This window comes from uncultured Erythrobacter sp., assembly GCF_947499705.1.
Classification (GTDB): Bacteria; Pseudomonadota; Alphaproteobacteria; order Sphingomonadales; family Sphingomonadaceae; genus Erythrobacter.
Genome location: NZ_CANMPJ010000001.1, coordinates 166,064 through 189,057 on the forward strand (window position 1 = coordinate 166,064; position 22,994 = coordinate 189,057).

Sequence of the window (22,994 nt, forward strand, 5' to 3'; positions counted from 1 at the left end):
AGGGGATGGACCAGCCAACCGGCAGCCAGACTAGCGTCGCAGAAAACAAGGCTCCGCGCACCGAGCGCGGGCGCAAGACGCTGCGTAAACTGCTCGATGCCTCGGCCATCGAGTTTGGCGAAAAGGGATTTCATGAAGCGTCGGTGAGTTCGATCACCCGCCGAGCGGGCGTCGCCTTGGGCAGTTTTTACACCTATTTCGACAGCAAGGACGCGCTTTTCCGCGCTCTCGTCGCGGATATGAGCGACAATGTCCGAACCAGCGCACGCGCGGCGCTTTCGGACGATATGGGCGCGCTCGAGGTTGAGGAGGCCGCGCTCGGTGCTTTCCTGAGCTTTGCGCGCGAGCACCGCGAAATCTACCGTATCATCGACGAAGCGGAATTCGTCGATCCAGCCAGCTATCGCCGCCATTACGAGACGATTGCCGGGCTGATCGAAAAGCGTTTGGCAGCAGGCACAAAAAGCGGCGAGTTCCGCGAAGGGCTAGGCGAAGTAGAAGCCTGGGCGCTGATGGGAATGAACGTGTTCGTCGGTCTGCGCTACGCCGTCTGGGCAAAGGAGGGCGAGGGTCGTTCACCGGATGACGTGGCGGCCGTGGTCAATTCGCTCCTCGCCAAGGGTATCGCCCGCCGCGAATAACTCGCGCCTTAGGGCTGCGGTAGGTCCAGCAGAACACGCGCAGCGAGCGCAGACACCTGCCCAGCTGAGGCCGGCTGATCGGGCGGGATTGGTGCACCGTCGGGCCAAAGAGCAATCATCTCATCCAAGCTAGCCTTCACCGAATCCGCTTTCGGCGTATCGAGCCGGTCGGCCAGTTCTCTAGCAACTGTCACAAAACCCCAGGCGTCTTGATATTCGCCGGGATCGGTGACTGTCTGCTCCGGAACGGCGATCGTGTATTCGTCGACCGTGACCTCCATTAGATAGCGGATCAGCGCAACGGGATCGCCGCCCGCCCCTTCGCGCACCGATGCGAGATTGGCTTCTGCAGCTTCAAGCTGTGGCTCGATTTCAGCGGCTGGCTTTCCGCTTTCCAATGCTGCCGAGACTGCTTCGAATGGTGCCGCGTCGAAGCCGACTTGCGCCAAACCCGCACGCTCGCTGGCATGGGTTTCCGAGACGGGATGAAGCAAGTGCGGGGCTGCTGCTTTGCTATCGCCTGCACGGTAAAGTGCGATGCCAGCGGCAACGTGGCCCGACATGAAGGCTACGCGCTGCGGCAGAGAGAGCGCGCCAACATCGCCGCCGCTTTCGCCGCCTTCACCCTCACCGGCCTCGCCGCCGCCTTCTCCGGCTTCCCCGGTCTGGGATGTCTGCGCTGCTTCTCCGCCTTCACCACCTTCTCCGGCACAACCAGTCAGACCTGCACCAGCAAGCGCGGTGGCGAGGCCCAGCCCGGCCCAGGTTTTTAACTCGACTTTCATTGTGCGTCCTCCAACGATACCGTGTTCGCCCTGAGCAATAGCTTCAGAGGGAACAGGTGCAACTCAATATCGGGCGGTCCTAGGCATGATCCTGACGATTTCGGCGATCGAAGACGAAGCGAAGCTGGCGTTCCTGCGCCGCCGGATCGACGCGCTCGATTGGCGCGACGGAAAGGCCACGGCAGGTAAGGTCGCCGCCGCCGTCAAACAGAACCAACAAGCAGTGATGACCGGTACGGTGGGCCAGGAGATTCAAGAGCAAATCCTCCCGCTGATTAGCAAAAACTCGGTTGTCAAAGCAGCGGCGCGGCCACGGCAGTTTACGCCTCTGATGATCAGCAAGACCGGTGATGGCGGGCACTATGGGCCGCATGTCGACAATGCGATCATGGCACCGAACGGCACGCGCGTGCGCACCGACATCGCCTTCACGCTCTTCCTCTCCGATCCCAATGAATACGAAGGCGGCGAGCTAGCGATCCATACCGCTGGCATGATGTCAGAGGCGAAGCCAAATGCTGGCCAGCTGGTGCTCTATCCCGCGACCAGCATCCACGAAGTTCGCCCCGTGACCGATGGCGAACGCATCGTCTGCGTCGGCTGGATCGAAAGCCTTGTGCCTGATCAGGCGCAGCGCGAGATGCTGTTCGACTTGGAGAACCTGCGCGTTTCGTTGCGGCAGTCGCTCGATCCAAATTCGATCGAGTTGCTGACGCTCGACAAGAACATCGCCAACCTGCTGAGAATGTGGTCGGTTACCTGAGCGCGGGCTCGGTCAGGCGCGTGCCGCGCGCTTCCGGTTGGTTTGCAGCGTGAAATAGATGATCAGGGCGACCCCAATGACGCTCGGCCCCGCCCAGACCACCGGATTGAACACTTCCTCTGGCACCCAGCGGATCAGACCAACGGCCATGAAGGCGGTGTAGGCTGAAATCCCCATGCCGACCAAGGCGCGGAAGTGTTCGCCGATATAGGCGGTTCGCTCGACGTCTTTTCGCCACACGAACGCCAATTGCAGCGTCATCGCGACGACGCCCAGCGCCGCGACAGCCATCATCAGAGGTTCGCCAATGCCGAAGCCGTAATAGCCGCACCACAGCGCGGAGACGATCACCGACGCCATGACAATCTGGTATCGCGGAGTGCGCAGTGCGCGGCGTTCGCGCCCATGCTTGACGACTGCCAATCCATAATCGGCAAAGCCCATTGTCAACAGGCCGAGATAGAGCATCATCCAGCCGAACAGACCATCGAACAGCTCGCGGTCGGTTACAGAAGGAATGCGCTCCTCCGGGCCATAAAGAGAGAGCAGCGCCATCGCCACCGCCAGTGCACCCGCCACGATGAAGCCGTAGCACGCAATCCGCCCCCATTTGCGGTGCGCCTTCGCGCCCTTCCGCGTCGCGATCGGCACCCAAAAAGCGATCAGCCCGGTGGCTCCGGCAATGACATGTGCGATTACAAGAGCTTCGAACAGATGCATCGCGCAAATGGATACAGATTATGATGCGCCGGTCAAAGTGCTCGGTTGGCCGCGTGTTTTCCGCGAAGTTGGCGCCTCTCGCTGCTAGTCCAAGCGCACCCGGATGCCCGCGCGTCCGATCAATCCGGAGAAGTCGCGCGTCGGGATGTTGGACGCATTGTCGATATATCCGACCTCGCCAAAGCCGACGACCCGCCCGAATAGCGGTCGCTCAATGCCGCCGCTGATCCGCCAGACATCGTCATCGCGGGCGATCGGGAACTGCTGGTTGAACGGGTCTTCGAAATCGCGGGTTACGTAGGAGACGCGCGCGAAGACAAGCGTTTCTCCTCCCAGAGGAGCCCTCACAATCGCGCGCAGGCCAATGCCTTGATAGCTGAAACGATCATCTTCGGCGTCGATGTCGATGACATAGGCGGCGACATTGATCGATGTGTCGCTGCCCGGGCGGCGCCATTGGTGACGGACTTCGCCCACCAGCTCATCCTGATCGAATCCGGAGAACCGCTCTTCGCTCTGATTGCGATACCCATAGCGGACGCGCGCGACGCTGGTGTGGCCGCCGCCATGGCGGACAATCAGCTGCGCATCGCCGCGAATACGGTTGAAGACCCGGCCTTCCTCGCCGATCACATGATCGTAAGTGCCGCCAAGACGCGCGCGGATACGACCGCCCTGAGCGATGGGAATGTCCTGGCTCGCTCCAATGCCGACTGCATAGCGATTGAACAAGGATTCAACTGGGAACACCTCCGCGCCAACCCGGGCGAAGAGCCGGGTGTCGTCGATCTTGTAGCGCGCGATGGCGGCTCCGCCGATCACCCCTTCGAGCCGGTTCTGTTCGATATCGGCTTCGATAATGTCCGGTGGCACGACGGCGCGGCCGCCATAGGCCTCAACTTCAAGCTCGAATGGGTCGGCGTCGCTCTGCGCGAGAACGGCGGCAGGGCTGGCCAAAAGTAGCGCTGCAAACAGGGAGGTGTTTGATCGATTGTTCATGCGGCTTTCTCCGAGCCACTGGGGATGGATGTTCGTTTGACCGGTCGCGCCGAGCGCCTGATGCGGATCGAAAGCACCGATTCCAGCGTGTACCAGGCGCGCATCGCGCGAAAGGCGAGATATTCGGGCATGGCGAGCAGCGCCAGCCATTCCCGGTTGATCAGGATCGCAGCCACGGCGACCAGAGCCGGCGCGCCGACAAGCACGGCGACAATGGCCTGCCACACCAGCGCATTGTCGGTTCCAGTGTCGGTCAGCAGCTGGAACAGTCCGAAGATCAGGATCGGCACCATCATCGCGCGCCGCGCGGAGTTGAGCAGCATGTAAGGCAGCACCAGCTTGCCGCGAACACTCAGGCTGCGCGAGACGAGCGCTTCCTTGGCACGCGAAGTGACATGATAGACCGAGCGGAACCAGCGCATGCGCTGCTCGCGCATATGCGCGACGGTTGCGGGGACTTCGGAGATATAGCGCACGCGCTGATCGACGATCGCGTGATAGCCAAGCTCCGAAATGCGGAACGACATGTCGGTGTCTTCGCCATTCATGCCGGTCGCGAAAGGTCCGGCCTGGCGCAGCGCTTTGGACCGGTAGAGCGCGAACATTCCTGGCACGCCGATCAAGCCCCAGAACGCGCTGAGGGCCGGGGAGTAATAGCCGTGTTTGAGCAGCACCTCGACGAGCCTCGCGCGGTCGAATAGTCCGCCGCCGGGCGGCATCGGAATACCGCCGACCACGCCGATATGGGGATCGTGGAAATTCTGCACCGCGAGCGTGATGTTGTCGGCTGCGATCTGCGTGTCTGCGTCGATCCGCAGCACCAAATCGTGCTTCGCTTCCTCAACCCCGCGATTGAGCGCGTAGGCCTTTCCTGCTCGCGCTACATGGATCACGCGGCCTTTCAAGGCGACAGCGCTTTCAAGTGCGGCGCGTGCGACTTCGCCTGTACGATCGCTGGAATTGTTGTCGAGAATGATCAGCTCGATCTCTTCTGGATATTCCTGCGCTGCCTCGTCGATATGGCGGATGGTCTCGGCAATGATGTGGTCTTCGTTGAAGGCGGGCACGATCACACTGACGGGCGCGGAGAAGTCCTTCGCCGCAGAGATTGCGCGCTCGATCACGCCGATCAGGTAGAGTTGCAGAAACAGCAGCGGCAGGAACAGAAAGACGCCCGGCCCGATGCCTCCGAGGAGTGTAAGTTCGCGCATGCCCGCAACAACGGGGCTATCGAGCGATCCGACATAGGCCGAGATGAAACCGGCAATCGTTGCGGTCGCTAGGAAGCGCAGCAGCATCCGCAGGTTCTCTTGCTCACCGGTCATGACTGGTTTCTGTTCCGGCATGGCTCCACGTTCGACCAGCATTAGCGAAAACAGTCCGAAGCCGATCAGTCCGGCAGTGATCTGCACCACCGTAAGTGGGTATTGCGACCCAAAGACAGAGAAGAATGCGCTGTTGACGAGGTCCATTACCGCGCAGATCGCCAGGAACCGCAAGATCAACTCGCTCGCGAAATAGAACCGCGCGACCGGACTGCCCGAGGCGAAGATCGAATAAGCGATGTAGAACGAGACGATGTAGGTGCGGATCGCGATCGAGTGCTCACCGGCATAGGGTGCGAAGATGTAGTCGCTATGCGGGAACAGCCAATCGTATAGCCCTGTCTGGAACAGCCACAGCTGAACCACCGAGAGAATGCCGAAAGTCAGCAGCAGGGCAGGCGCGCGCAGGGTCGAGACTCGAACTGACAGGCCTTCGGGCTGGCTGTCGACCGAACGAAACTCGATCCCTTTGCGGATCGCACTGTCCTGTGCGGGACTCATGGGCGCCCCACCATCACTGCTCGGCAGCTATCGCCGGAGCGCCCGCCGCGCTCACGAGCAGCGCCACTCCGGGCACGGCAGGCAGCGGACCGCTGCCGAGCCGCTGCGCGCGGATCGGATTGCCCGCACCGAGTTCGCGATAGACCAGCCAGCTTGCGCGTCCCTGCGCAGCTTGCCCATTGCCGACCGCTGCGCCGCTGCTGACCACCTGTATGCTTGCGCCGCTGGCGCCTGAGGCAGCTTCCCACCGATCAGGGTCAAGGCCACCGATCAGGTCGGTTGCCGCTTTCGCATCCGGTGCGGAAAGGTCGCTTGCGTTGATGGCGACACTGCCTGCGCTGGAGAGCAATCCGCGTAAGGTAGCGAGTTCGTCGGTCAAGCCTGCCTCGCCGCCGCGCAGCACGGTTTCGGGTAGCAATTCTGCTACCGATTGAGCGATGTCACCGCAGCGCACATCGTCGGCGTCGTATGCCGAGATTGAGATGTCGAGCGCGTTGGATTGGCGCTGCAACTCGGCTGGGATAGCGACGGATTGATTGAGCCGCTCGGTCTCTGCGCTGACACGGCGCGAGAACAGCAAGCGGTCGTTCATGGTTACGACGACATCCCGCTCCAGCTCATTGGTTGCAGGGCCAACTTGCAGACGCAGATCGAGCGCTGATGGCAACTGACCGTCCGGCAGATCCGCTACGTCATAGGCATAGCGCCAGTTCACCCGCCGGGTGAATTTGCGCAGTCCTTCATTCGTGGGATCGCTTGAAAGGGAGATCGGATAGGCGCCGGGCATGGTGAAGGTGCTGCGGCGCTCGGCTTCTCCGGCAAGGGTGGTCAGCGCATCGGTTGCCATGCCGCTCGCTGCAAACAGCGGCCGGTATCCCTTTTGCTGCAGGATCGCCGCCTTGTGCAATGTTGCGGGAGCGCCCGTACCTGCTGTCTCACCAGTCCAGCTTACCGGAACCCTGTCACCCCAAAGAGCCAGGCGGTCCCGCGTGGTTGTTGGTGCATCGGACAGGTTGAGCTGAAGGCCGCTCTCACCGTCAATGCTCACCACTGCGGCGATCGCATCGTCGGTGGTGCATTCGGCAATCGGCCCGCGCCCTTGCAGGCTGAGCCCGACCGATAGAACGCCCGATGACAGATCGGACGGGGCGAGCTGCACTTGCAATGCGTCTGTCCGCTCGCCTTCACGCAGAAGGAAATCGGCACGCTTCACACCGTTGATCGTGACACGCAGAACGCCTTCCACGTCCTCGGCGACGAGGCTGGTGAAAGCGAGATCGAGGTCGCCGGAAACCGGGCGAGCATCGACCGGCAGACGAAATTGCAGACCTGCGAAGGACGGTAGCCCGGAGAGGATGATGGGGCTTTCGTCGGTGATCGGTGCGCCAAATACCGCGCTGCCATCGACATCGAAGTTGGCGAGCACGGCATCATCGCGGTCCTCGAACCGCTGGATATCGCTACCCGTGGTGCGCTGCCAAGCGGCATCGAACGCGCCGCTTTGGCCAAGCAGGATCAGAATCCCGACCAGCACCAATGCCAAAATTCCCAGTCCCGCTAAACGCATGGCCTGCCCTCCTGTTTTCGTTTCTTTTGCCGCCAATCCAGCTTTAGGCTGCGGCGGCTTGGGGGTTCTCGAAAATCTGCTTCTGGCGTTCCCGGTTCCATGCAGAGCGGGCTGGGATCATAGACAGGTCGACACGGTCACTATGCCGCTTGGACAAGGCAATCGTGCCTTCGAGCAACGCGCTGTCGAGCAGCGTTGGGTCGAGACCAAGCGCGAGGAAGGTCTCATTGCTGACTACCAGCTCGTTCTCTGCTGCCTCGGCCCGCGGGTTGGGGACGTGCGCGATCTCGGCCCCGGTGCGATCGGAAACGAGCCTTGCAAGATCAATGATCGTCAATGTCTCGGCGACCTGATTAAGGATCTTCACTTTTTCGCCGCGCTGCGGCGGGCTGCCGACAGCGAGCTCAATGCAGCGCACTGTGTCGCGAATATGGATGAAGGCACGGGTCTGACCGCCGGTGCCGTGCACCGTCAATGGATGACCAATCGCTGCCTCAACCAGGAAGCGATTGAGGACCGTGCCGTATTCGCCATCATAATCGAATCGGTTGATCAGGCGCGGGTCGAGCTTCGTCTCTTTGGTCTGCGTTCCCCACACGATTCCTTGATGCAGGTCGGTGATCTTGAGCGCATCGTTCTGCGCGTAGAATTGGAAGAGCAGCTGATCGAGCGACTTCGTCATGTGATAAACGCTGCCCGGCTTGGTCGGGAACAGGATCTCGCGCGATTGTGGCTGACCGTGATCGTCGGTCACCGCAACGTCGAGATACCCCTCGGGTATAGAGAAGCCGTTGCCGCTGTATCCGTAAACACCCATCGTGCCGAGATGGACCAAATGCGTGTCGGGCGAATGCTGAGTCAGTGCGACGAGCAGATTGTGCGTGCCGCTGATATTGTTGTCGACGGTGTAGCGTTTCTCGTCCGGGCCGCGCATCGAATAAGGCGCAGCGCGTTGCTCGGCGAAATGCACGACCGCATCTGGCTTGCCATTCGCTACTAGCGTATCCAGCCGCGGCGCTTCCCGGGCGATATCGAGATGCTCGAAATGGATAATCCTGCCGGTCAATTCGCGCCACGCTGCAATGCGTTCCTGCAGTTCGGTGATCGGCGTCAGGCTTTGCAAACCCAGCTTCGCATCGATTTCGCGGCGCGAAAGGTTATCGACGATGGTCACGTCGTGACCGCTCTTCGACAGGTGGAGCGCTGTCGGCCAGCCGCAGAAACCATCTCCACCAAAGACAAATATACGCATAAGTACGGACCCTAATTGCACTTTTATTGTGCGGACAATTGTAGTCCGCGCCAATGGCTGTTTGATGAACCGTTACACTTGAGCGCTGAGTTGAGATGTAAACAATGTTATCTAAAAATTGACCATTAACTGGATTTTGCAGGTTCAATTTTTACATCATTTTACTTTTCGAAGTTGTAAGTTTTTCATCGATACCTTTGTGTGGCGCGAGAGGCGTCGGGCTGCATCAGGGCATCGATCCCGCTCTTGGAGCTAGGATTTCAGCGGTTTGCGGCCGAGACATGTCCGTAGTTAGTCCTGTCTGTTGACAGTGCTGTGCTTCGGTCGATCTTAACCGCGCGGACAGTCGATTGAAATTGAGCGTTAATCGATCATCGCTCACATGCTCGACCTCGCCGATGTTCAACGGCGAGCGAATAAGAACGTTGGGAATTGGATGCAGCGGCGCGAATTTCTTGGCAAGATGGCTTGCGGCGTTGCTGCCTGTGGGATGCCGTCGATCGCCTTGGCCGATGAGAGTTTTTCCCTTGCGAAACTCGCCAATTCTCGCGGGCTGCGTTTTGGCAGCGCAGTGTCCCGCAGGGCGATGGGGTACCGGGACTACTCCGAACTGTCCTTTCTGCACTGCGACACGCTGGTCGGGGAGAACGCGTTCAAATGGCGGCATATGGAACCGCGCGAACGCCGCCATGATCGTCTAGGTGCCGACTGGACCATCGATTTGGCGCGGCGGAAGAACAAACGCTTGCGCGGTCACTGCTTCGTTTGGAACCACCATGACCGCATGCCCTTTTGGCTGGTCGATCAGGCGAGCGGATTGGCCAAGCGCGATGCGCGCGAGATCACGCGGAAGATGTGGCGGCATGGCTCGTTCCTTGGCCGCGAATTTCCTTCGATCAAATGCTGGGATGCGATGAACGAGGCCGTTGACCCGGCCACCGGCAAACTGCGCGAAACCGAGTTCACCCGGCTACTCGGAGGCAGGTTTTTCGATCTCGCTTTTCGCATCCAACGCCAGAAGAGCCCCGAGGCTCGGCTTGTCTACAATGAGACGATGAGCTGGGAGGCTGAACCCACCCACAGGAACGGTGTGCTTCGCCTGCTCGAGCGAGGGTTGGCGCGAGGCCTTCCGATCGATGCATTGGGTATCCAGAGCCATATAGGCAAGACGCTGGGCAGGCCGCGTGATGAACGGGCTTGGCGGGATTTCCTAACAGAAGTGCGCGGCATGGGCCTGGACGTGGTGCTATCGGAGTTCGACTGCAGCGACCGCAATATCTCCAACACTGATCCGGATTATCGGGACCAAAGGGTGGCCGAGCATTGCAAGGCCTATCTCGACATCACACTCGATTTTCCCAACGTGACCGAACTGATCGTCTGGTCGCTGGCCGATGGGCCGAGTTACATGAACCGCGACAGCTACCCGCCTTGGCGCAAGAGGATCGATGGTCAGGCGCTGCGGGGGCATCCGTTCGATCACAAGTTGAGGCCGAAACCGATGCTGACGGCGCTTAAAAATTCGCTGGCCAATGCTCCGATGCGTTGAAGTTGTTCAGCCGCTTGGCAGAGTGATCGTGCCCACGGTTCCCTCACCCGGTTGTGATTCCATTTCGAATTTGAAGCCATGACGGCGTGCCAGGTCATGGACGATAGCTAGTCCGAGGCCTTCGCCCTCGGATGCCTCGGACTTAGCTCCAGATTGTTGCACGTTTTGCAGAGTGGCGTGATCCATCCCTTTGCCGTCGTCGCTAACGGTGATCCGGCAGTCTTGGTCCATGGAGAGCTTCAGCATGACCTTCGCGGCACCCGCATGACGGATCGCGTTGGCGACAAGGTTGCTGGTGGACCGGATCAGGGCAAGAGCCGGAACGCGGGATTCGCAATTATCTGTCTCGACCAGAAATTCGATCCCTGCGTTCTCCGCTTCGGCTTCGAACATGTCTTTCACTGCTTTGACGACCAAAGTGAGTGAATAGGGCTCGGCTTCCGTCTCGGTATTGGCGAATCCAGCGCGGTTATCCCGATCGGAATATTCGTTGGTCAATTGCTCCAAATAATCGATGGCCTCGCCCAGCCTGGATTGGAGCGCAGGCGAAAGCCGATCCGCCTCGCTGCCAACGGCAGCCCTCAGGCCAGTGATCGGCTGACGGATATCGTGGCTTGCCGCCGCCAGCTGTGCCTTGTGCCTTGCGGCTGCGTCACGCGCCCTCGCATACTCGCGCTCGGTTTCGAGCAGGCGGCGGTCCGTTTGCGCTTGAGATTCGAGCGCATCAATCCGTTCGGCCACCATTCGATTGCGTTCACGGCGAGAGCGAAGCACGTCGACCAGTAGCAGCATGAGCATGCCAATTCCGGCCAGCAGTCTCAGCGTATCACGGGTGAACTCGATTGTGAGGTCGGAGAGATCGCGGCCAAGGTAATAGGGCTCCACCAGCAGCGCGCCAATGGCGCTGGCGAGCAGGATCGCGCCTGCAGCCAATCGCAACGGCCGGGCAATGTCGAACCGCAGCGCAACGGTAATCGCGAACAAGAATAGTCCGAGATACAGCGCCCAGAGAATGTCTGGAGTAGAATTCGAGTAGAGCGCAATCGCGATCAGAGGCACCATCAACGCCGCTGACGCAGCGACACGGATCACGCTATTCTCGAGCCGCAATTCCTTCCGAAAACCGAAGAGGAAGACATAGAGTATCGCGAAGATCGCAAGCAAAGTTGCTGCTTCCCACCATAATCTGGCGGTCAGCGAGGAGGTAACAAATGTCGTGGTGAACAGCGACGCTTCATTCTGAAGCATTGTGACCGAATAGGCGATCCCGATCAGGACACCTAGCGGGCGCGACGTAAGGTAAGATACGATCGCGAGGATAAGACCTATGATAAGCAGCGTCGCGGTGAACCCGCCTTTGAGCAGTACAGCCACAACCTGATTGGTGCCGAGTTCGCCTTCGCGAAAGATCCCGATATTGGGGTTGTCCGAACTGGCGGTATTGATGAGCGCAAGGCAGCTTTGTCCCGCGCCGACGGTGAAGCTCTGCGAACGCAGATAGGTGAAATAGCGCGCGCTAAGCGGGCGGTCTTTGCCCGTCTGGGTAGCGAGTATCTCAACCGGCGCGGCGCCTTCGCAGCTTAGATAGACGCGCGGGGGCTCCACGAAGATGCCGCCGATGCCGATGATCCGTCGCAGGTCGGCCGTGCCGGGTTCGGCAGGGTTGGTGAAGGGCAGGGCGATCCAAGCGCGCCAATCGTGAAACTCCGATACGCCGCCTGATCGCCTTTCACTTTCAAACCGGCCCTCACGATACTCGGCTAGCGCCTCTGCCAGATCGATTTCTGCGCCCGCCTCGGTGATGAGGTAGGACGCCGAGCCCTCGACCATCTCGTTGGAACTGCCGGGCTGGAGCACCACAGTTTGCTGGGCAGCAGCATGGGCAATGGGCGCCGCGGCGAAGGTTAAGAATGCCAAGCAGGCGGCCAAAAGCCGGAAAAAAACGGTCTTCCCCTGCATCGCCCTTTGTATACGGTGCCAACCAGGAATGGCGATGGGCGCTTGGGGGCGATCTGATTGAGCTTCGGGAGAACCTGTACGGCGGTGATCGCTGACGATCATGCGATCATCCGCGACGCACTGACCGCTTCGATCACCGATGAAGATAGGTTGGACGGCCACCGGATCGAAATCGTCGACCAGATCGACAATGGCATCGATGCCATTGTCGCTATCCGCAAGCATCGTCCCGATTTGCTCATGCTGGATGTTACCATGCCGCACGCGGGAGGCACCGAAGTGCTGCTCGAAGCGCGGCGTTGGTCGCCTGAGACCAAGGTGATCATCTTCACTGGCGTGGAAGCCGTCGGCAAGATCGCCGAACTGGTCGAAGTCGGCGCCGACGGCGTGTTCTGCAAAGCCGACGATATTGGCGAGGTCACACGCGCCATCCCGCGGATTCTCGAAGGAGGCAGGATCGTCTGCAGCCGGTTCACTCGTCTGCTTGAAGACAGCGCCGAACTGGAACCGCTGACCGACCGGGAACGGCAAGTTCTGAACCAGGTTGTTGCGGGCCGGACCAATCGCGAGATCGGCGAAGCGCTCGGCATCAGCATCAAGACGGTTGATCGTCATCGCACCAGCGTGATGGGCAAGACAGGCTCGCATTCCGCGGCCGAATTGATCGCCTACGCCCTGCGCGAAGGTTTGATCGATCCGCGTTCGAGCTAAGTTGGAGGCCGGCACTGTCTTTGATCCTTAGCGGAAAATGCAGTTGGAACCGGCTCCGGCTCCGTCGATCCGGGCATCATCGCCCGCGCCATCGGTGATCATCATCATCCCCTGCCATTCGAATTCATTGTCCAGCGTGCCTTCTGTCACGGGTTGAGGTGCGCTGGACAGCGCAGAGACGGGATCGCCTGCTGAAACGCCTGTTTCGAGGGTGGGTTTGAGCGGGTATGTCCGGTCGTCACCTTGCCGCATGAACCAGCCCGTGAAAGCGCCTTCCTGAATGGTCAGCGAAAAACCAGGATAGGCCGCATTGTCGGCGGGCGAATTGGGGCATTCGCTCATGATTTCTGCGATGGCTGGGTCTCCAATCAAGGGTTGGAGAGCGCCGAGCACTTCGGTTGATGGGCTGCCGAACGGGTATTCTTGCCGCTCGCCTTGGCCGTGAAAGATCGTGATGCCGGTCGAAGTGGGGCGAACCTCGGGGCGGATATCGACCAATGCAAGCAAGGGTGACGTCCAGCTTTGCTGCGGCAAATAGCTTTCTATCGACATCAATGAAAGATCGCTGCCTCTATTCGTGACTGGATATTCGGTGCGGTCGTCAACCGGCGTGCCTGCGAAGCTCCAGCTATGGCTTGAAGCTAGAGACACCTCTTCTTCTTGGGTGCTCGCTTCCACGCTCTGTGAGACGCGCTGTACCTGATAATCCTTGTACCACGCGATCTGGAGCAAAGTGAAACGCGCACGGGTGTAGCGCGAGTACTCGATGATACCCTCGCAGGCGTTGGAAAGGCAGGAAACTTCGTCGTCGCCGCCTTCGCCTTCCCAACGCGCTGAAATGAGCGCGTGGCCGTTCGTATGATCGGGGGCAACGCAAACCGCGATATCGAGACCGAAGTCATCCTGCACCGAACCGTCAAGAATGGTCATCTCACCGGTCTTGCAGAGCCTGCTCGCGATTGTGCTCTCGGTTGCGAGTTCGGAGGCTGCTGTCACCTCTGCCTTTGGCGTGGTGGCGCAGCCAGAGGCCAACACGGCGACGGCCAGCGCCAGAAGAGAGGGAGAGCTTGAACGGAGCATGGTCAAATCCTTTCACTCACGAAAATCGAAGCGACCCGGCTGCGTATTTGCAGCCGGGTCGCCGTCACCTTGGATCAATAGTCCTTGAAGGGATAGACTGCGCCGGTCTTGTAGACCGCTCCGCCAACCCCGACCCCGCCGCCGGCACCGAAGCTGATACCGTCAAAGCCAAGGGTGTTTCCGGCGAAGTCGACGCCGCCCGACAGGCCGACAATATAGTGGCCGGAGACCACCGCCGAAGTGCCATGGTCGCTGCCAACTCGGCTGGTCGGGATGGTCGAACGCGACAGCCCGACGGTCACATCACCGACCACCTCGGCCTTCGGTCCGGCTCCGACACCGCCGGTGAAGAACCAGCGTGCATTGGGGCTCTTCTTCAGCTCGATCGCGATCCCAGTGGATGCAGATCCGGCGACCCAGGCCGCGCCGCTGCCGCCAACCGTGATGGTCAGCGTCTTGAAGTAGCCGCCGCTTCCGCCACCGGCGCTGCGCACACTTGCACCGCTGGACGTGCCTGCATTCAGCGCTGGCAAGTTACCCATGTCGCGCAGCGCCGTGTGGCTGGTGCCGCATGCCCGCAGGAGCCGATTCACACCATTGCGAGAACGATCCTTCATTGCGTCTTTGAGCTGGTTCAGCATGTGCGACCGATTGAGGCATTTCGTCAGGTTGGCGAGCGGATTGTTGTCGCCAATTTCCTCAATCACCGTCTTGGCCACTGCGATCCGATCAGAATTGCGGACCTTCTTGATGCAGGTGCCTCGCTTGCCGCGCAACATGTTGGGTTTGTAGCTCAGCCCTGTGTTGCACCATTTTGCGGGATTTACATGGAAGCAGCTATTCTGGTTCAGCCCGCCGCATGCCGGTTTGGGTGGCTTGATCACGCATGTGCCCCGTCTGCCGATGCGTGGTTTGTAGGTTAGACCGGCATTGCACCATTTCTTGGGATTGGGGCTGACGCAGCTGTTTTGGTTCAAACCACCGCAGGGCTTGGGCTTTGGTTTGGGTTTCGAAACCTTCTTGATGCAGATGCCGCGCTTCCCGATACGGGGCTTGTAAGTCAGCCCGGCCTTGCACCATTTCTTCGGGTTCACATGGACGCAGCTTTTCTGATTGAGGCCGCCGCATGACTTTTTGAATGAGGCCGCCTGAACCGGTTCGGTAGGGGCAATCATGGTCGTACCGAGCGCCAATCCGAAGACTGCCGTCGCCTGAAAAATCATCTTGAACATCGTCTTATCCTCCATTGAGATTGTGTTGTTGGTTGGGGTTGGATTGATCACCACGGCTCGACATGTTCGCCGTCGTCGACGGGGAGATCGTCGTATTCTGGCCCGTCATATCCAGGCTCGTCCGGGTAGGGCTCTGCGCCTGTAAAGCTGTCGACACGGTCGAGGTGATAAGTGATCGGGATTAGCGCCTGGGTGCGGCCCCGAAGCGTGTCGTCATCGATCCATTCGAAACGGATGTTCGACATCAGCGGCAGGTCGCGCCCGGCGAAGCTGCCATCGTTCGTTTCACGCAAGTCGGTGAGCACGACCTGACCCGGATTGATCTTGAAGATCAGCATATGGACCCAACCGTCTTCGGCGTGGGCATGGCCGTTTTCGACAACGATCCGCTTGCCGATCTCGCGGATTTCCCAAACTCCGTCGATTGGCAGGGGATCGAGCGGTTCAACCTGGTCTACGGTCGGAAGCAGCGCTGGTATCTGCGCCTGGGCGGTTTGGGGCAGCGCTGTCGTGCCAAGCGACAAGGCGGCTGCGGCGATTGCTAACCTTTTGGCAGTTGTGCAGGTCATTGTTTTCTCCTCAAATCGAGCGGTTCGAATGTGAGGAATTTGTCGCAGCGACCGGACCAAAGCGGAATGAGGTGCATCCCCCAATCAGGCGGGGTTTCCGTTCATCTCCGCGCAAGTTGGGGCAGGTCAGCGGGGACTGAGAATTGGGGGGAGCACCCCATCGTCATTGGCCGGAAAATCGCGATGCTGGTTCGCGTTCAATGAGGCGGCGCACCGCCGACCAAGGAGTAAGAGACATGCACAAGATGACGAACCGCATCATGAAGCTGGCGATCCTTTCAGGAGCGCTGGCCGCAACTCAGGCGCAAGCGAGTGTGAGCAAGATTTGCCTTGAACTGCCGACGGGGTCGAAAACGCTCTCGGCAGAAATCGCCAGTGGCTGCCTGCCGACATCACCCCGCCATGAGGGGAAGTTCACCCTTGAGGTGGATCAGGCCAATGCAATGATCCAGATTGATGGCGAGTTCAGTCAGATTGGCGATCAGCGTATTGGGACTGCCGATTGCATGGGATCGCAAAGGCTAACGCTCAATGCCGAGGCCGTCGAGCCGAGGCGCTACAGCATTATCTTCAACGGCCAATACAAGGGAGTGTTCGACGTGTCGGACGGTGCCGGGCAATCCGGCTGCATCGGACAGCATGGTTCGGTAAGAGGCGAGGCGGACATTGAAGTTCTCCGGCGCTCCACATTCGAGGGGTGGGTTGCGGCAGAGTTGGGCGAGCTTGCAGAGTTGACCGCACCCTCGATGGGCGAACTGGTCGGTCAGTTGCTGGGCAACCACCCGGAAAGCATGGAGGGACGCGGCGTGGCTGATGTTCGCATCGGCAAGGCGCGCTGGCAGCAAAGAATGGAGTTCAAGCCTGGGCCTGGTCCAGGCGGGCGAGGCGCAGCCCCCTTTGTGGCCGTCCGTATCGAAGAGCACGGCTATCTCGATGATAGCGTTTCCGGCCGCCGGGTCTTTGCAGTCGTTCGCCAGACGCAGGAAGGCGGTTGGACCGTAACTGAGCAATGGCAACAATGGATGTGCGCACGCGGTGGTCGCTCTGGCCAATGGAGCGGAGAACCATGCGTTTGATGCATCTTCTCGGCCCGGCGACGTTTCTAGAATCGCGGCGACTATCGAACATACCTCGACGATTGGCAGTATTGGGGGATTAGATAAAATCGGCTGACAGGATTTTTGAAAAATGCTCTCTACACTTCAATAGGACATCTTCGGAAATTGGATTCTTGTATTTGCATCTGAAGTGTTACAGAATATTAAGTGTTGAAGACGAGAAATACAAAATATTCGATGAGATTCAATTTCCTTCAATCCTGCAAAGGCTTCCGTGATTGCGATTGTTTTCAATTGGGCAATGATCGTACGCGATGCCAAAGAAGTGAGGCTGTATGAACAAGCATGATCCGATCACTCGTTTTACACCGGCTGAAAATCACCTAATCGAAACCCTCAATAAAACGCTTGATCGCGATACTGCGCTCGCCGAACTCAAGAAATTGCTTCAAGTCGCGGTCCAAATCGAACTCGCGACAATTCCGATTTATCTCTACACGTATTATTCGATCAATCGGACCGTACACAGCGGCGAGAACATGCGGCCAAGCGACATATTCGCCAACAAGACTGGCGGCATGATCATGAGTGTAGCAGTCGAAGAGATGCTGCACATGTCACTCTCTTCGAACATTCTCTATTCGCTCGGCCAGATGCCGAAGATGTATCAGCTCGCACCCGACAGCTATCCCACATTGCTTCCGGCTCACCATCAAACTGACAAGTGGCAACCCGAAGGTCCCGATGGCTCGCACGATGTCAAAATTCCGCTCGGCAAGCTCAATTACGAGCAGCTTTGGCATTTTCTCCAGATCGAATATCCGGAAACCATGGACGCGGTCCCGGAAAACAAGGACTGGAAGACCATCGGGCAGGTCTATTCCTATGTCCGCTGCATCATCGCGACCAAGTGGATCGAGGATGAGGATTTCCGCAAAGGCAGCGCCGAGCACCAAATCCAGAGCTTCAACTATTCGCCCAACAACACGGACACCGTCCACACCAAGGGCAAGTTTGATCCCTGGTCACCAGCTCCGGAAACGGCCGATCCGGACGCAGAGCCGTTTGTTGGCAAGAGCGCAGCCGAAGGGGCAATCTATTCCAATGAGGAAGACAGCCACGCCGGGATGACCGAACTGGTCACGATCAGCGGCAAGGAAGACGCCTATGTCGCGATCGACACGGTCTGCGATCAGGGCGAGGGCTATGCGCAGCCGCACATGCACGATTTGCCGACCGATGATCCGTCTAAGCACGAACTGTCGCACTATTATAAATTCCTGACGATCCAGGGGCAGTTCGCGGAATACAAAGCGCATTGGGAATCTGGCGGCCTGAAAGAACGCCTGCCCAAATATCCCGCTCCGCCGCCACCAGTGGAGCCGACCATAGGGTCCGGCGAACTCGCCGAAGTTGTGATCGACTATCCCGATAATCCAGTCACGCACGAATACCCCGAAGAGCTGCAGCCAATCTCCGACTTCTGCAACGGTGTGTTCCAATACATGCTGGTGCTGACCGAGACGCTGTATCTGGTGCCGCCGCAAAGCCAGCGACTGTTCTTCAATGAAGGGATGCATCGATCAATGATTTGGGTGCTCGACAAGCTCATCAAGACGATGCGCGATATCCCGATCACCGAAGGGAAGCATGCGGGTAAGTCTTTCGCGGCCACGTTCGAGAACATCAATCTCGGCCCGCGCGAAAACTCCTTCGCAACACTCGGCGTGCTGGGCAAGAAAGCCATCGCTGCTGCCGAGGCATTGATCGCCAAGGACAAGGCAATGGATAATCCTGCGAACAGCGTGATCTACTATGTCCAGCAGGCATTATCGGCCACCGACGCGCAAGGCGCGCCGCAGCATCTGCCCGATGTGAAGGCATTCTGGGACGGCGACAAGCCAGTCCCAAGCAACTGAAATCTGATTAAGAAGTGGGAGTATTCACATGACCCAAGCGCGCAGAGGCCGTGAACATCTGAAGCAAAAGCCGGAAACGGGGCCTGGCGAGCCTGTGCCAACGCCATATCCTTTCGCAAAGGCTCCGGCGTTTTCGAAAACCGTCGGCACACAGCCGGAAGGGCTCCCGCTGCACAGCTGCATGGGCCTAAACAGCTGCAAGGCATCCGATCGCTACGGTTTGGAAGGGCATTTCGACCCGGTCACTGGCACGAATGTGCAGAACGATTGCGCCGGTCAGGGGTATTGCGCGACCACGCCTGCCCATACCTGTCACGTGCAGAACAGCTGCAAGAACCAAGGTGGGTGCGGATTGTACGGAACATCGAAAGAGCTGGAAAACCCCGCGCATAATGATTGCCGCTCGCTCGGTTCCTGCGCCGTGCCGATCAATGCCGAGCGGTTCAGCACAGACGGCGCAAACCGCGGCAAAAGTGTTTGGCAGCGCGCGCGCAAGGTCTTTGAAGAAACCGTCTGGCCGCAGACGCGGGCCGAGCTGCTCAACAAACAGTCGATGGGCAAGGTCGCCTCCGACTGCGCCTTGCCCAAAGAGCTGGGAGACGCGCCAGCCGAGTTCGAAGGCAAAGGCCCAGCCTATCAATGGGTGTCCAACAACAACATGAATCGCGGCAACATGACCGCTTGTGGTTCGAGTGGGACGAGCGGCGCTGGTGGTTGCTCCTGATTTCAGGGTAGTCTCGCACCCAATGAACCCCGCCATCGCGACAGAAATGCTGCAGGCCTTGCGCACGCCCGAACTCGGGCAAGGCCTGGGTCTAGGACTGCGCAATGTTCATTTCGAGCACATTCTGTCGTCCTGGCCGGAGGTCGATTGGTTCGAAGCGATATCCGAAAACTTCATGGATTCCGGTGGAAGGCCGCGTCATGTCCTGGACCGTATCGCCGAGCGCTATCCGATTGCGCTGCACGGCGTATCGCTGTCGATCGGTAGTAGCGATCCGCTGAACTTCGAATATCTTCGCCGGTTGAAGGCTCTTGCCACCGACATCAATGCGATGTGGGTGAGCGATCATTTGTGCTGGACTGGCTTTCAAGGCGCGAACTCGCACGACCTTCTGCCGCTTCCGCTTACAGAGGAAGCACTGGCCCATGTCATCAGCCGGGTGAGGGTGGTGCAGGACTTTCTCGAACGCCCGTTGATCCTCGAAAATCCGAGCAGCTATCTGACCTTTCGGCAATCGACGATTAGCGAGCCAGAGTTCTTCCGCCGACTGGGGGAAGAGACGGGCTGCGGGTTCTTGCTCGACGTGAACAACGTCTTCGTGAGCTGTTTCAACGCCGGCTACGACCCCGCCGCTTACATCGATGCATTTCCTTGCGAGCGCGTGGTTCAGATGCATCTCGCAGGCCACGAGGATTGCGGTGACCACATGATCGACACGCATGACCGCGCCGTTCGATCGGAGGTCTGGGAATTGTTCCGGCGGGCGTGGGAAAGAACGGGCGGCGCAGCGACCTTGCTGGAATGGGACGGAAACATCCCGGAATTCGCCGAATGTCATGCGGAGCTGCTGAAAGCCCGCGACTATATGGCTTGGCAGGCTGGCGGGAATGGTCAGTCGGTCCAGCCAGACGGCAACACATCTTCCCATTCTACGCCCATCGACTTCCTGATTCCCGATGCGATGGGGCAGACCGAGCTGGTCGATCCGTGACCGCGCAGAGCGATCCGTTGCCCACCGTTCAACGTTGGATGCAGCAGGCCTTGATCGCACCGGGCAGAACCGATCCCGAAGCGATTGGTGAATTGATCGATCAACCGGCAAGCGGCAATGCGGTTCAGCGGCTCGCGATCTACCAGCGTAGCTACTACGACCGCTTGCTCACCTGCATGCGCGAGCAATTCCCGGCGCTTTGCCATGCACTAGGTCGTGAGTTGTTCGACGATTTTGCGCTGGATTACCTCCAGGCCAATCCACCAGAAAGCTACACGCTTTACGATCTTGGACGACGTTTTGCCGGGCATCTGAAGGCGTCACGTCCGGACCGTGACGCGGCTGATGGGGACAAGGAGAACTGGATCGATTTCATGATCGAGCTGGCCCTGTTCGAGCGTCAGATATTCGTGATGTTCGATGCTCCGGGGCACGAGGGCAAGGTGTTTGCAGATGCAGGCACCCCCAACGAACGACTGGCGCTTCAACCATGCTTCGCGATCTGCGCTTACGCTTTCCCAGTCGCGCGATATTATCACGATGTGAAGGCAGAGGCCGAGCCAGACTTTCCGCCCGCACAGGCCAGTCACTATGCGCTGGTGAGAACCGATTACGTCACTCGAACGCTGGCGGTCACTGCGCCTCAATATCGCCTTCTTGAGTTACTGCTGGCCGGAGGCAGTGTCGATGACGCATTGGCTCGGAGCTCGGCCGACTATGGCCTCAACCTCGATGACGTGCAGGAACATTGGGGGATGCACGGCGGGTTGAAGACGAGCTGGCTCAGCCTGGGCTTTTTCATTGACAAGGAACTGTGAGCAGCGCCCGGCTCACGCAAAATGGCTTGCCCAATCGAGGCCAAATTTGGCGAGGTATTTGCGCAGCCGATCTGCATCGTTGACCGATTTTCGGTTTGCGCGGGAGATTGCGAACAATGTGCGCCCGGCATCGGACAGACTGTCGCTGCGAGAGCAGACCTCGATGACATATTCGAGTTGCGCGCGATCAAATGGATCGATCTTGGCGAAGGCTTCCTCACCCAAAAGCTGGGCTAGTTCGGTGCTGCTAAAGGTCTCACCTGACCACAGATTGGAAAGTCGGCGTGTTTCCAGTTTCACCGCATCGCGGCCGATCCGCCCACCGGCACAGAGCGTAGCCATGCGCGTCACGCTAGCTGCCAGATCGCGAAAGTTGCCCTGCCACAAGGCTGATGGGCTTTCGGCAAAGGCCAGATATCGCTCGCGCGCTTCCTTGTTGAAGGTCACGCGCGCGCCCTCACGTTCAGCAAAGCGCTCGAGCTCGTAATCGAGGTTGGGTGCGATGTCCCCCCTCCGTTCCGCAAGGCCAGGCATCGTGAAGGTCCAAAGGTTGAGCCGAGCAAACAGGTCTTCGCGAAAATCTCCGGCGGCGACTTCGGAGGTAAGATCGCGGTTAGTGCCTGCGATCAGCTGAAACTCGCTCTGCGCTTCTTTGTCCGAACCGACGGGTAGGAAGCGACCGTCTTCGATTGCGCGCAGGATCATCGCCTGCTCGTCGAGGCCGAGTTCGCCGATTTCGTCGAGAAACAGCATTCCCGTGTGTGCGGCTTTGAGCAGACCGGGCCGCTCCTGAACGGCGCCAGTGAACGCCCCCTTCTTGTGCCCGAACAACGCCGACATTGCGCCGTCACCCTTCAGCGTAGCGCAGTTCACCTCGACAAAGGGCCCTGTCACCTGATGTCGTAGCTTTTTCAACTCGTAGATCTTGCGCGCCAGCTGGCTCTTGCCCGCGCCGGTAGGCCCCATCAGCAGGATCGGGGCGCGGCTTCGCACCGCCACCTGTTCGATCTCTTCGATCATCCGGTTGAAGGCCGGGTTGCGCGTCTCGATACCGCTTTTCAGGAAACTCGCGCTTTCCTCTGACGCCTCGGCAAACCTGCTTGCGATGGAATCGTAACGCGACAGGTCGAGATCAATCGAATTCCACGTCCCGATCGGTTGCGGTTTTCCTCTGCGCGGCTGGGTCTGGAGCAATTTGCCCGGCAGGTAGCGTGCTTCGGTCAGCAGAAAGAGACAAATCTGCGCGACATGCGTGCCTGTGGTGATGTGGATCAAGTAGTCCTGGTTATCGGGATCGAACGGAAACTCCCGCGCAAAATCGAGCAGCTTTCCGTAGACTTCTTCGAAGTCCCATGCGTCTTTAAACTCCATGGCATGCGGCACGATCTCGGTTTCTGGCGAGACACTCTCGATATCTTTGACCACGAAATCGGCGAGCCGGCGATGCTGCTTCCCGTGGATCAGCACAAAGCGATCGACGCGCAGGTCTTCCTGCATGCAGATGCTGACCGATGGGCGCCACTTGCTCCAGCGTTCCGGCCCGAACTTGCCGGCGTCCAAGGTTGAACCGAGGAACCCAATGACGGTGGTTGGTTTCATCCCAATACGATACAGATGTATAAGTGACGATACAAGAGTCTACAAAAGAAGCAATAGGCTCGCGATCCATTATGGCTTTCAAAAGTATAGATAATCAATAAAAACAGAGTGATAGATAGGGTTCGAGTGTCTCTGATCGCAATTGGCACACCCGGTGCATTACTATGACCGTCGGGCAGTCGAACACCCGGCACGATGCGGCGAGAATGGGCGGTCGGAATGGGCCGGCCGC

Annotated in this window: 20 protein-coding genes; 9 read left to right on the forward strand and 11 right to left on the reverse strand. The window is 59.1% G+C overall.

What is annotated here, in order from left to right; all coding sequences use genetic code 11:
* Nucleotides 1–5: 5 nt before the first annotated feature.
* The gene (locus Q0837_RS00655) at nucleotides 6–641 is read left to right on the forward strand and encodes a TetR/AcrR family transcriptional regulator (RefSeq protein ID WP_298463890.1); all 636 of its coding nucleotides are present in this window, start codon (nucleotides 6–8) and stop codon (nucleotides 639–641) included.
* Between the two features lie 8 nt (nucleotides 642–649).
* Here the strand turns inward: Q0837_RS00655 and Q0837_RS00660 are convergent, their stop codons facing one another.
* Nucleotides 650–1,426, reverse strand: coding sequence for a hypothetical protein (locus tag Q0837_RS00660; protein ID WP_298463892.1), 777 nt, complete (start codon nucleotides 1,424–1,426; stop codon nucleotides 650–652).
* Nucleotides 1,427–1,511: 85 nt separating this feature from the next.
* Between Q0837_RS00660 and Q0837_RS00665 the strand changes: the two genes are divergently transcribed.
* A complete protein-coding gene (locus Q0837_RS00665; protein WP_298463894.1) occupies nucleotides 1,512–2,189 on the forward strand; it encodes a Fe2+-dependent dioxygenase in 678 nt (225 codons plus the stop codon).
* Nucleotides 2,190–2,201: 12 nt separating this feature from the next.
* Here Q0837_RS00665 and Q0837_RS00670 read toward each other — a convergent pair whose 3' ends face one another.
* From Q0837_RS00670 to Q0837_RS00690, 5 genes are all read right to left on the reverse strand, one after another.
* A complete protein-coding gene (locus tag Q0837_RS00670) occupies nucleotides 2,202–2,909 on the reverse strand; it encodes a hypothetical protein (protein ID WP_298463897.1) in 708 nt (235 codons plus the stop codon).
* 84 nt (nucleotides 2,910–2,993) lie between these two features.
* Nucleotides 2,994–3,908: a hypothetical protein gene (locus Q0837_RS00675; RefSeq protein ID WP_298463900.1), complete on the reverse strand. Its 915-nt coding sequence runs from the start codon at nucleotides 3,906–3,908 to the stop codon at nucleotides 2,994–2,996.
* Entirely contained in the window at nucleotides 3,905–5,734 is a 1,830-nt protein-coding gene (locus Q0837_RS00680; protein ID WP_298463903.1) for a glycosyltransferase family 2 protein, read from the reverse strand. The genes Q0837_RS00675 and Q0837_RS00680 overlap by 4 nt, the downstream gene beginning before the upstream one ends.
* Nucleotides 5,735–5,747: 13 nt before the next feature.
* The gene (locus Q0837_RS00685; protein ID WP_298463906.1) at nucleotides 5,748–7,301 is read right to left on the reverse strand and encodes a hypothetical protein; all 1,554 of its coding nucleotides are present in this window, start codon (nucleotides 7,299–7,301) and stop codon (nucleotides 5,748–5,750) included.
* 43 nt (nucleotides 7,302–7,344) lie between these two features.
* The gene (locus Q0837_RS00690) at nucleotides 7,345–8,553 is read right to left on the reverse strand and encodes an NAD-dependent epimerase/dehydratase family protein (protein ID WP_298463909.1); all 1,209 of its coding nucleotides are present in this window, start codon (nucleotides 8,551–8,553) and stop codon (nucleotides 7,345–7,347) included.
* 490 nt (nucleotides 8,554–9,043) lie between these two features.
* Between Q0837_RS00690 and Q0837_RS00695 the strand changes: the two genes are divergently transcribed.
* A complete protein-coding gene (locus Q0837_RS00695; protein WP_298463912.1) occupies nucleotides 9,044–10,102 on the forward strand; it encodes an endo-1,4-beta-xylanase in 1,059 nt (352 codons plus the stop codon).
* Between the two features lie 6 nt (nucleotides 10,103–10,108).
* Here the strand turns inward: Q0837_RS00695 and Q0837_RS00700 are convergent, their stop codons facing one another.
* Nucleotides 10,109–12,019: a HAMP domain-containing sensor histidine kinase gene (locus Q0837_RS00700; RefSeq protein ID WP_298463915.1), complete on the reverse strand. Its 1,911-nt coding sequence runs from the start codon at nucleotides 12,017–12,019 to the stop codon at nucleotides 10,109–10,111.
* Between the two features lie 99 nt (nucleotides 12,020–12,118).
* Between Q0837_RS00700 and Q0837_RS00705 the strand changes: the two genes are divergently transcribed.
* The gene (locus tag Q0837_RS00705) at nucleotides 12,119–12,772 is read left to right on the forward strand and encodes a response regulator transcription factor (protein WP_298463918.1); all 654 of its coding nucleotides are present in this window, start codon (nucleotides 12,119–12,121) and stop codon (nucleotides 12,770–12,772) included.
* Nucleotides 12,773–12,799: 27 nt separating this feature from the next.
* Here Q0837_RS00705 and Q0837_RS00710 read toward each other — a convergent pair whose 3' ends face one another.
* From Q0837_RS00710 to Q0837_RS00720, 3 genes are all read right to left on the reverse strand, one after another.
* A complete protein-coding gene (locus Q0837_RS00710; protein ID WP_298463920.1) occupies nucleotides 12,800–13,852 on the reverse strand; it encodes a hypothetical protein in 1,053 nt (350 codons plus the stop codon).
* A 74-nt stretch (nucleotides 13,853–13,926) separates the two neighbouring features.
* Nucleotides 13,927–15,084, reverse strand: coding sequence for a hypothetical protein (locus Q0837_RS00715; protein ID WP_298463923.1), 1,158 nt, complete (start codon nucleotides 15,082–15,084; stop codon nucleotides 13,927–13,929).
* 47 nt (nucleotides 15,085–15,131) lie between these two features.
* Nucleotides 15,132–15,653: a hypothetical protein gene (locus tag Q0837_RS00720; protein WP_298463926.1), complete on the reverse strand. Its 522-nt coding sequence runs from the start codon at nucleotides 15,651–15,653 to the stop codon at nucleotides 15,132–15,134.
* Nucleotides 15,654–15,889: 236 nt separating this feature from the next.
* Here Q0837_RS00720 and Q0837_RS00725 point away from each other — a divergent pair, with 236 nt between their 5' ends.
* From Q0837_RS00725 to Q0837_RS00745, 5 genes are all read left to right on the forward strand, one after another.
* On the forward strand, nucleotides 15,890–16,729 hold the full coding sequence (locus Q0837_RS00725) for a hypothetical protein (RefSeq protein WP_298463929.1): 840 nt from the start codon (nucleotides 15,890–15,892) through the stop codon (nucleotides 16,727–16,729).
* Between the two features lie 317 nt (nucleotides 16,730–17,046).
* Nucleotides 17,047–18,630: a ferritin-like domain-containing protein gene (locus Q0837_RS00730; RefSeq protein WP_298463931.1), complete on the forward strand. Its 1,584-nt coding sequence runs from the start codon at nucleotides 17,047–17,049 to the stop codon at nucleotides 18,628–18,630.
* Between the two features lie 28 nt (nucleotides 18,631–18,658).
* Nucleotides 18,659–19,354, forward strand: coding sequence for a hypothetical protein (locus Q0837_RS00735; protein ID WP_298463934.1), 696 nt, complete (start codon nucleotides 18,659–18,661; stop codon nucleotides 19,352–19,354).
* A gap of 22 nt (nucleotides 19,355–19,376) precedes the next feature.
* Nucleotides 19,377–20,345 carry a DUF692 domain-containing protein gene (locus Q0837_RS00740; RefSeq protein ID WP_298463937.1) on the forward strand — a complete coding sequence of 323 codons (969 nt, stop codon included), beginning with the start codon at nucleotides 19,377–19,379 and terminating at the stop codon, nucleotides 20,343–20,345.
* On the forward strand, nucleotides 20,342–21,163 hold the full coding sequence (locus tag Q0837_RS00745) for a DNA-binding domain-containing protein (protein WP_298463940.1): 822 nt from the start codon (nucleotides 20,342–20,344) through the stop codon (nucleotides 21,161–21,163). The genes Q0837_RS00740 and Q0837_RS00745 overlap by 4 nt, the downstream gene beginning before the upstream one ends.
* 12 nt (nucleotides 21,164–21,175) lie before the next feature.
* On the opposite strand, the gene rtcR is transcribed toward Q0837_RS00745, so the two are convergent.
* On the reverse strand, nucleotides 21,176–22,762 hold the full coding sequence (gene rtcR, locus Q0837_RS00750) for an RNA repair transcriptional activator RtcR (protein ID WP_298463943.1): 1,587 nt from the start codon (nucleotides 22,760–22,762) through the stop codon (nucleotides 21,176–21,178).
* Nucleotides 22,763–22,994 lie beyond the last annotated feature (232 nt).

Bases quoted from the DNA above. Each gene is read 5' to 3' on its own strand.
- Q0837_RS00655 (WP_298463890.1), top strand. From the start codon at position 6: ATGGACCAGCCAACCGGCAGCCAGACTAGCGTCGCAGAAAACAAGGCT.
- Q0837_RS00660 (WP_298463892.1), bottom strand. From the start codon at position 1,426: ATGAAAGTCGAGTTAAAAACCTGGGCCGGGCTGGGCCTCGCCACCGCG.
- Q0837_RS00665 (WP_298463894.1), top strand. From the start codon at position 1,512: ATGATCCTGACGATTTCGGCGATCGAAGACGAAGCGAAGCTGGCGTTC.
- Q0837_RS00670 (WP_298463897.1), bottom strand. From the start codon at position 2,909: ATGCATCTGTTCGAAGCTCTTGTAATCGCACATGTCATTGCCGGAGCC.
- Q0837_RS00675 (WP_298463900.1), bottom strand. From the start codon at position 3,908: ATGAACAATCGATCAAACACCTCCCTGTTTGCAGCGCTACTTTTGGCC.
- Q0837_RS00680 (WP_298463903.1), bottom strand. From the start codon at position 5,734: ATGAGTCCCGCACAGGACAGTGCGATCCGCAAAGGGATCGAGTTTCGT.
- Q0837_RS00685 (WP_298463906.1), bottom strand. From the start codon at position 7,301: ATGCGTTTAGCGGGACTGGGAATTTTGGCATTGGTGCTGGTCGGGATT.
- Q0837_RS00690 (WP_298463909.1), bottom strand. From the start codon at position 8,553: ATGCGTATATTTGTCTTTGGTGGAGATGGTTTCTGCGGCTGGCCGACA.
- Q0837_RS00695 (WP_298463912.1), top strand. From the start codon at position 9,044: ATGCCGTCGATCGCCTTGGCCGATGAGAGTTTTTCCCTTGCGAAACTC.
- Q0837_RS00710 (WP_298463920.1), bottom strand. From the start codon at position 13,852: ATGCTCCGTTCAAGCTCTCCCTCTCTTCTGGCGCTGGCCGTCGCCGTG.
- Q0837_RS00715 (WP_298463923.1), bottom strand. From the start codon at position 15,084: ATGTTCAAGATGATTTTTCAGGCGACGGCAGTCTTCGGATTGGCGCTC.
- Q0837_RS00720 (WP_298463926.1), bottom strand. From the start codon at position 15,653: ATGACCTGCACAACTGCCAAAAGGTTAGCAATCGCCGCAGCCGCCTTG.
- Q0837_RS00725 (WP_298463929.1), top strand. From the start codon at position 15,890: ATGCACAAGATGACGAACCGCATCATGAAGCTGGCGATCCTTTCAGGA.
- Q0837_RS00730 (WP_298463931.1), top strand. From the start codon at position 17,047: ATGAACAAGCATGATCCGATCACTCGTTTTACACCGGCTGAAAATCAC.
- Q0837_RS00735 (WP_298463934.1), top strand. From the start codon at position 18,659: ATGACCCAAGCGCGCAGAGGCCGTGAACATCTGAAGCAAAAGCCGGAA.
- Q0837_RS00740 (WP_298463937.1), top strand. From the start codon at position 19,377: ATGAACCCCGCCATCGCGACAGAAATGCTGCAGGCCTTGCGCACGCCC.
- rtcR (WP_298463943.1), bottom strand. From the start codon at position 22,762: ATGAAACCAACCACCGTCATTGGGTTCCTCGGTTCAACCTTGGACGCC.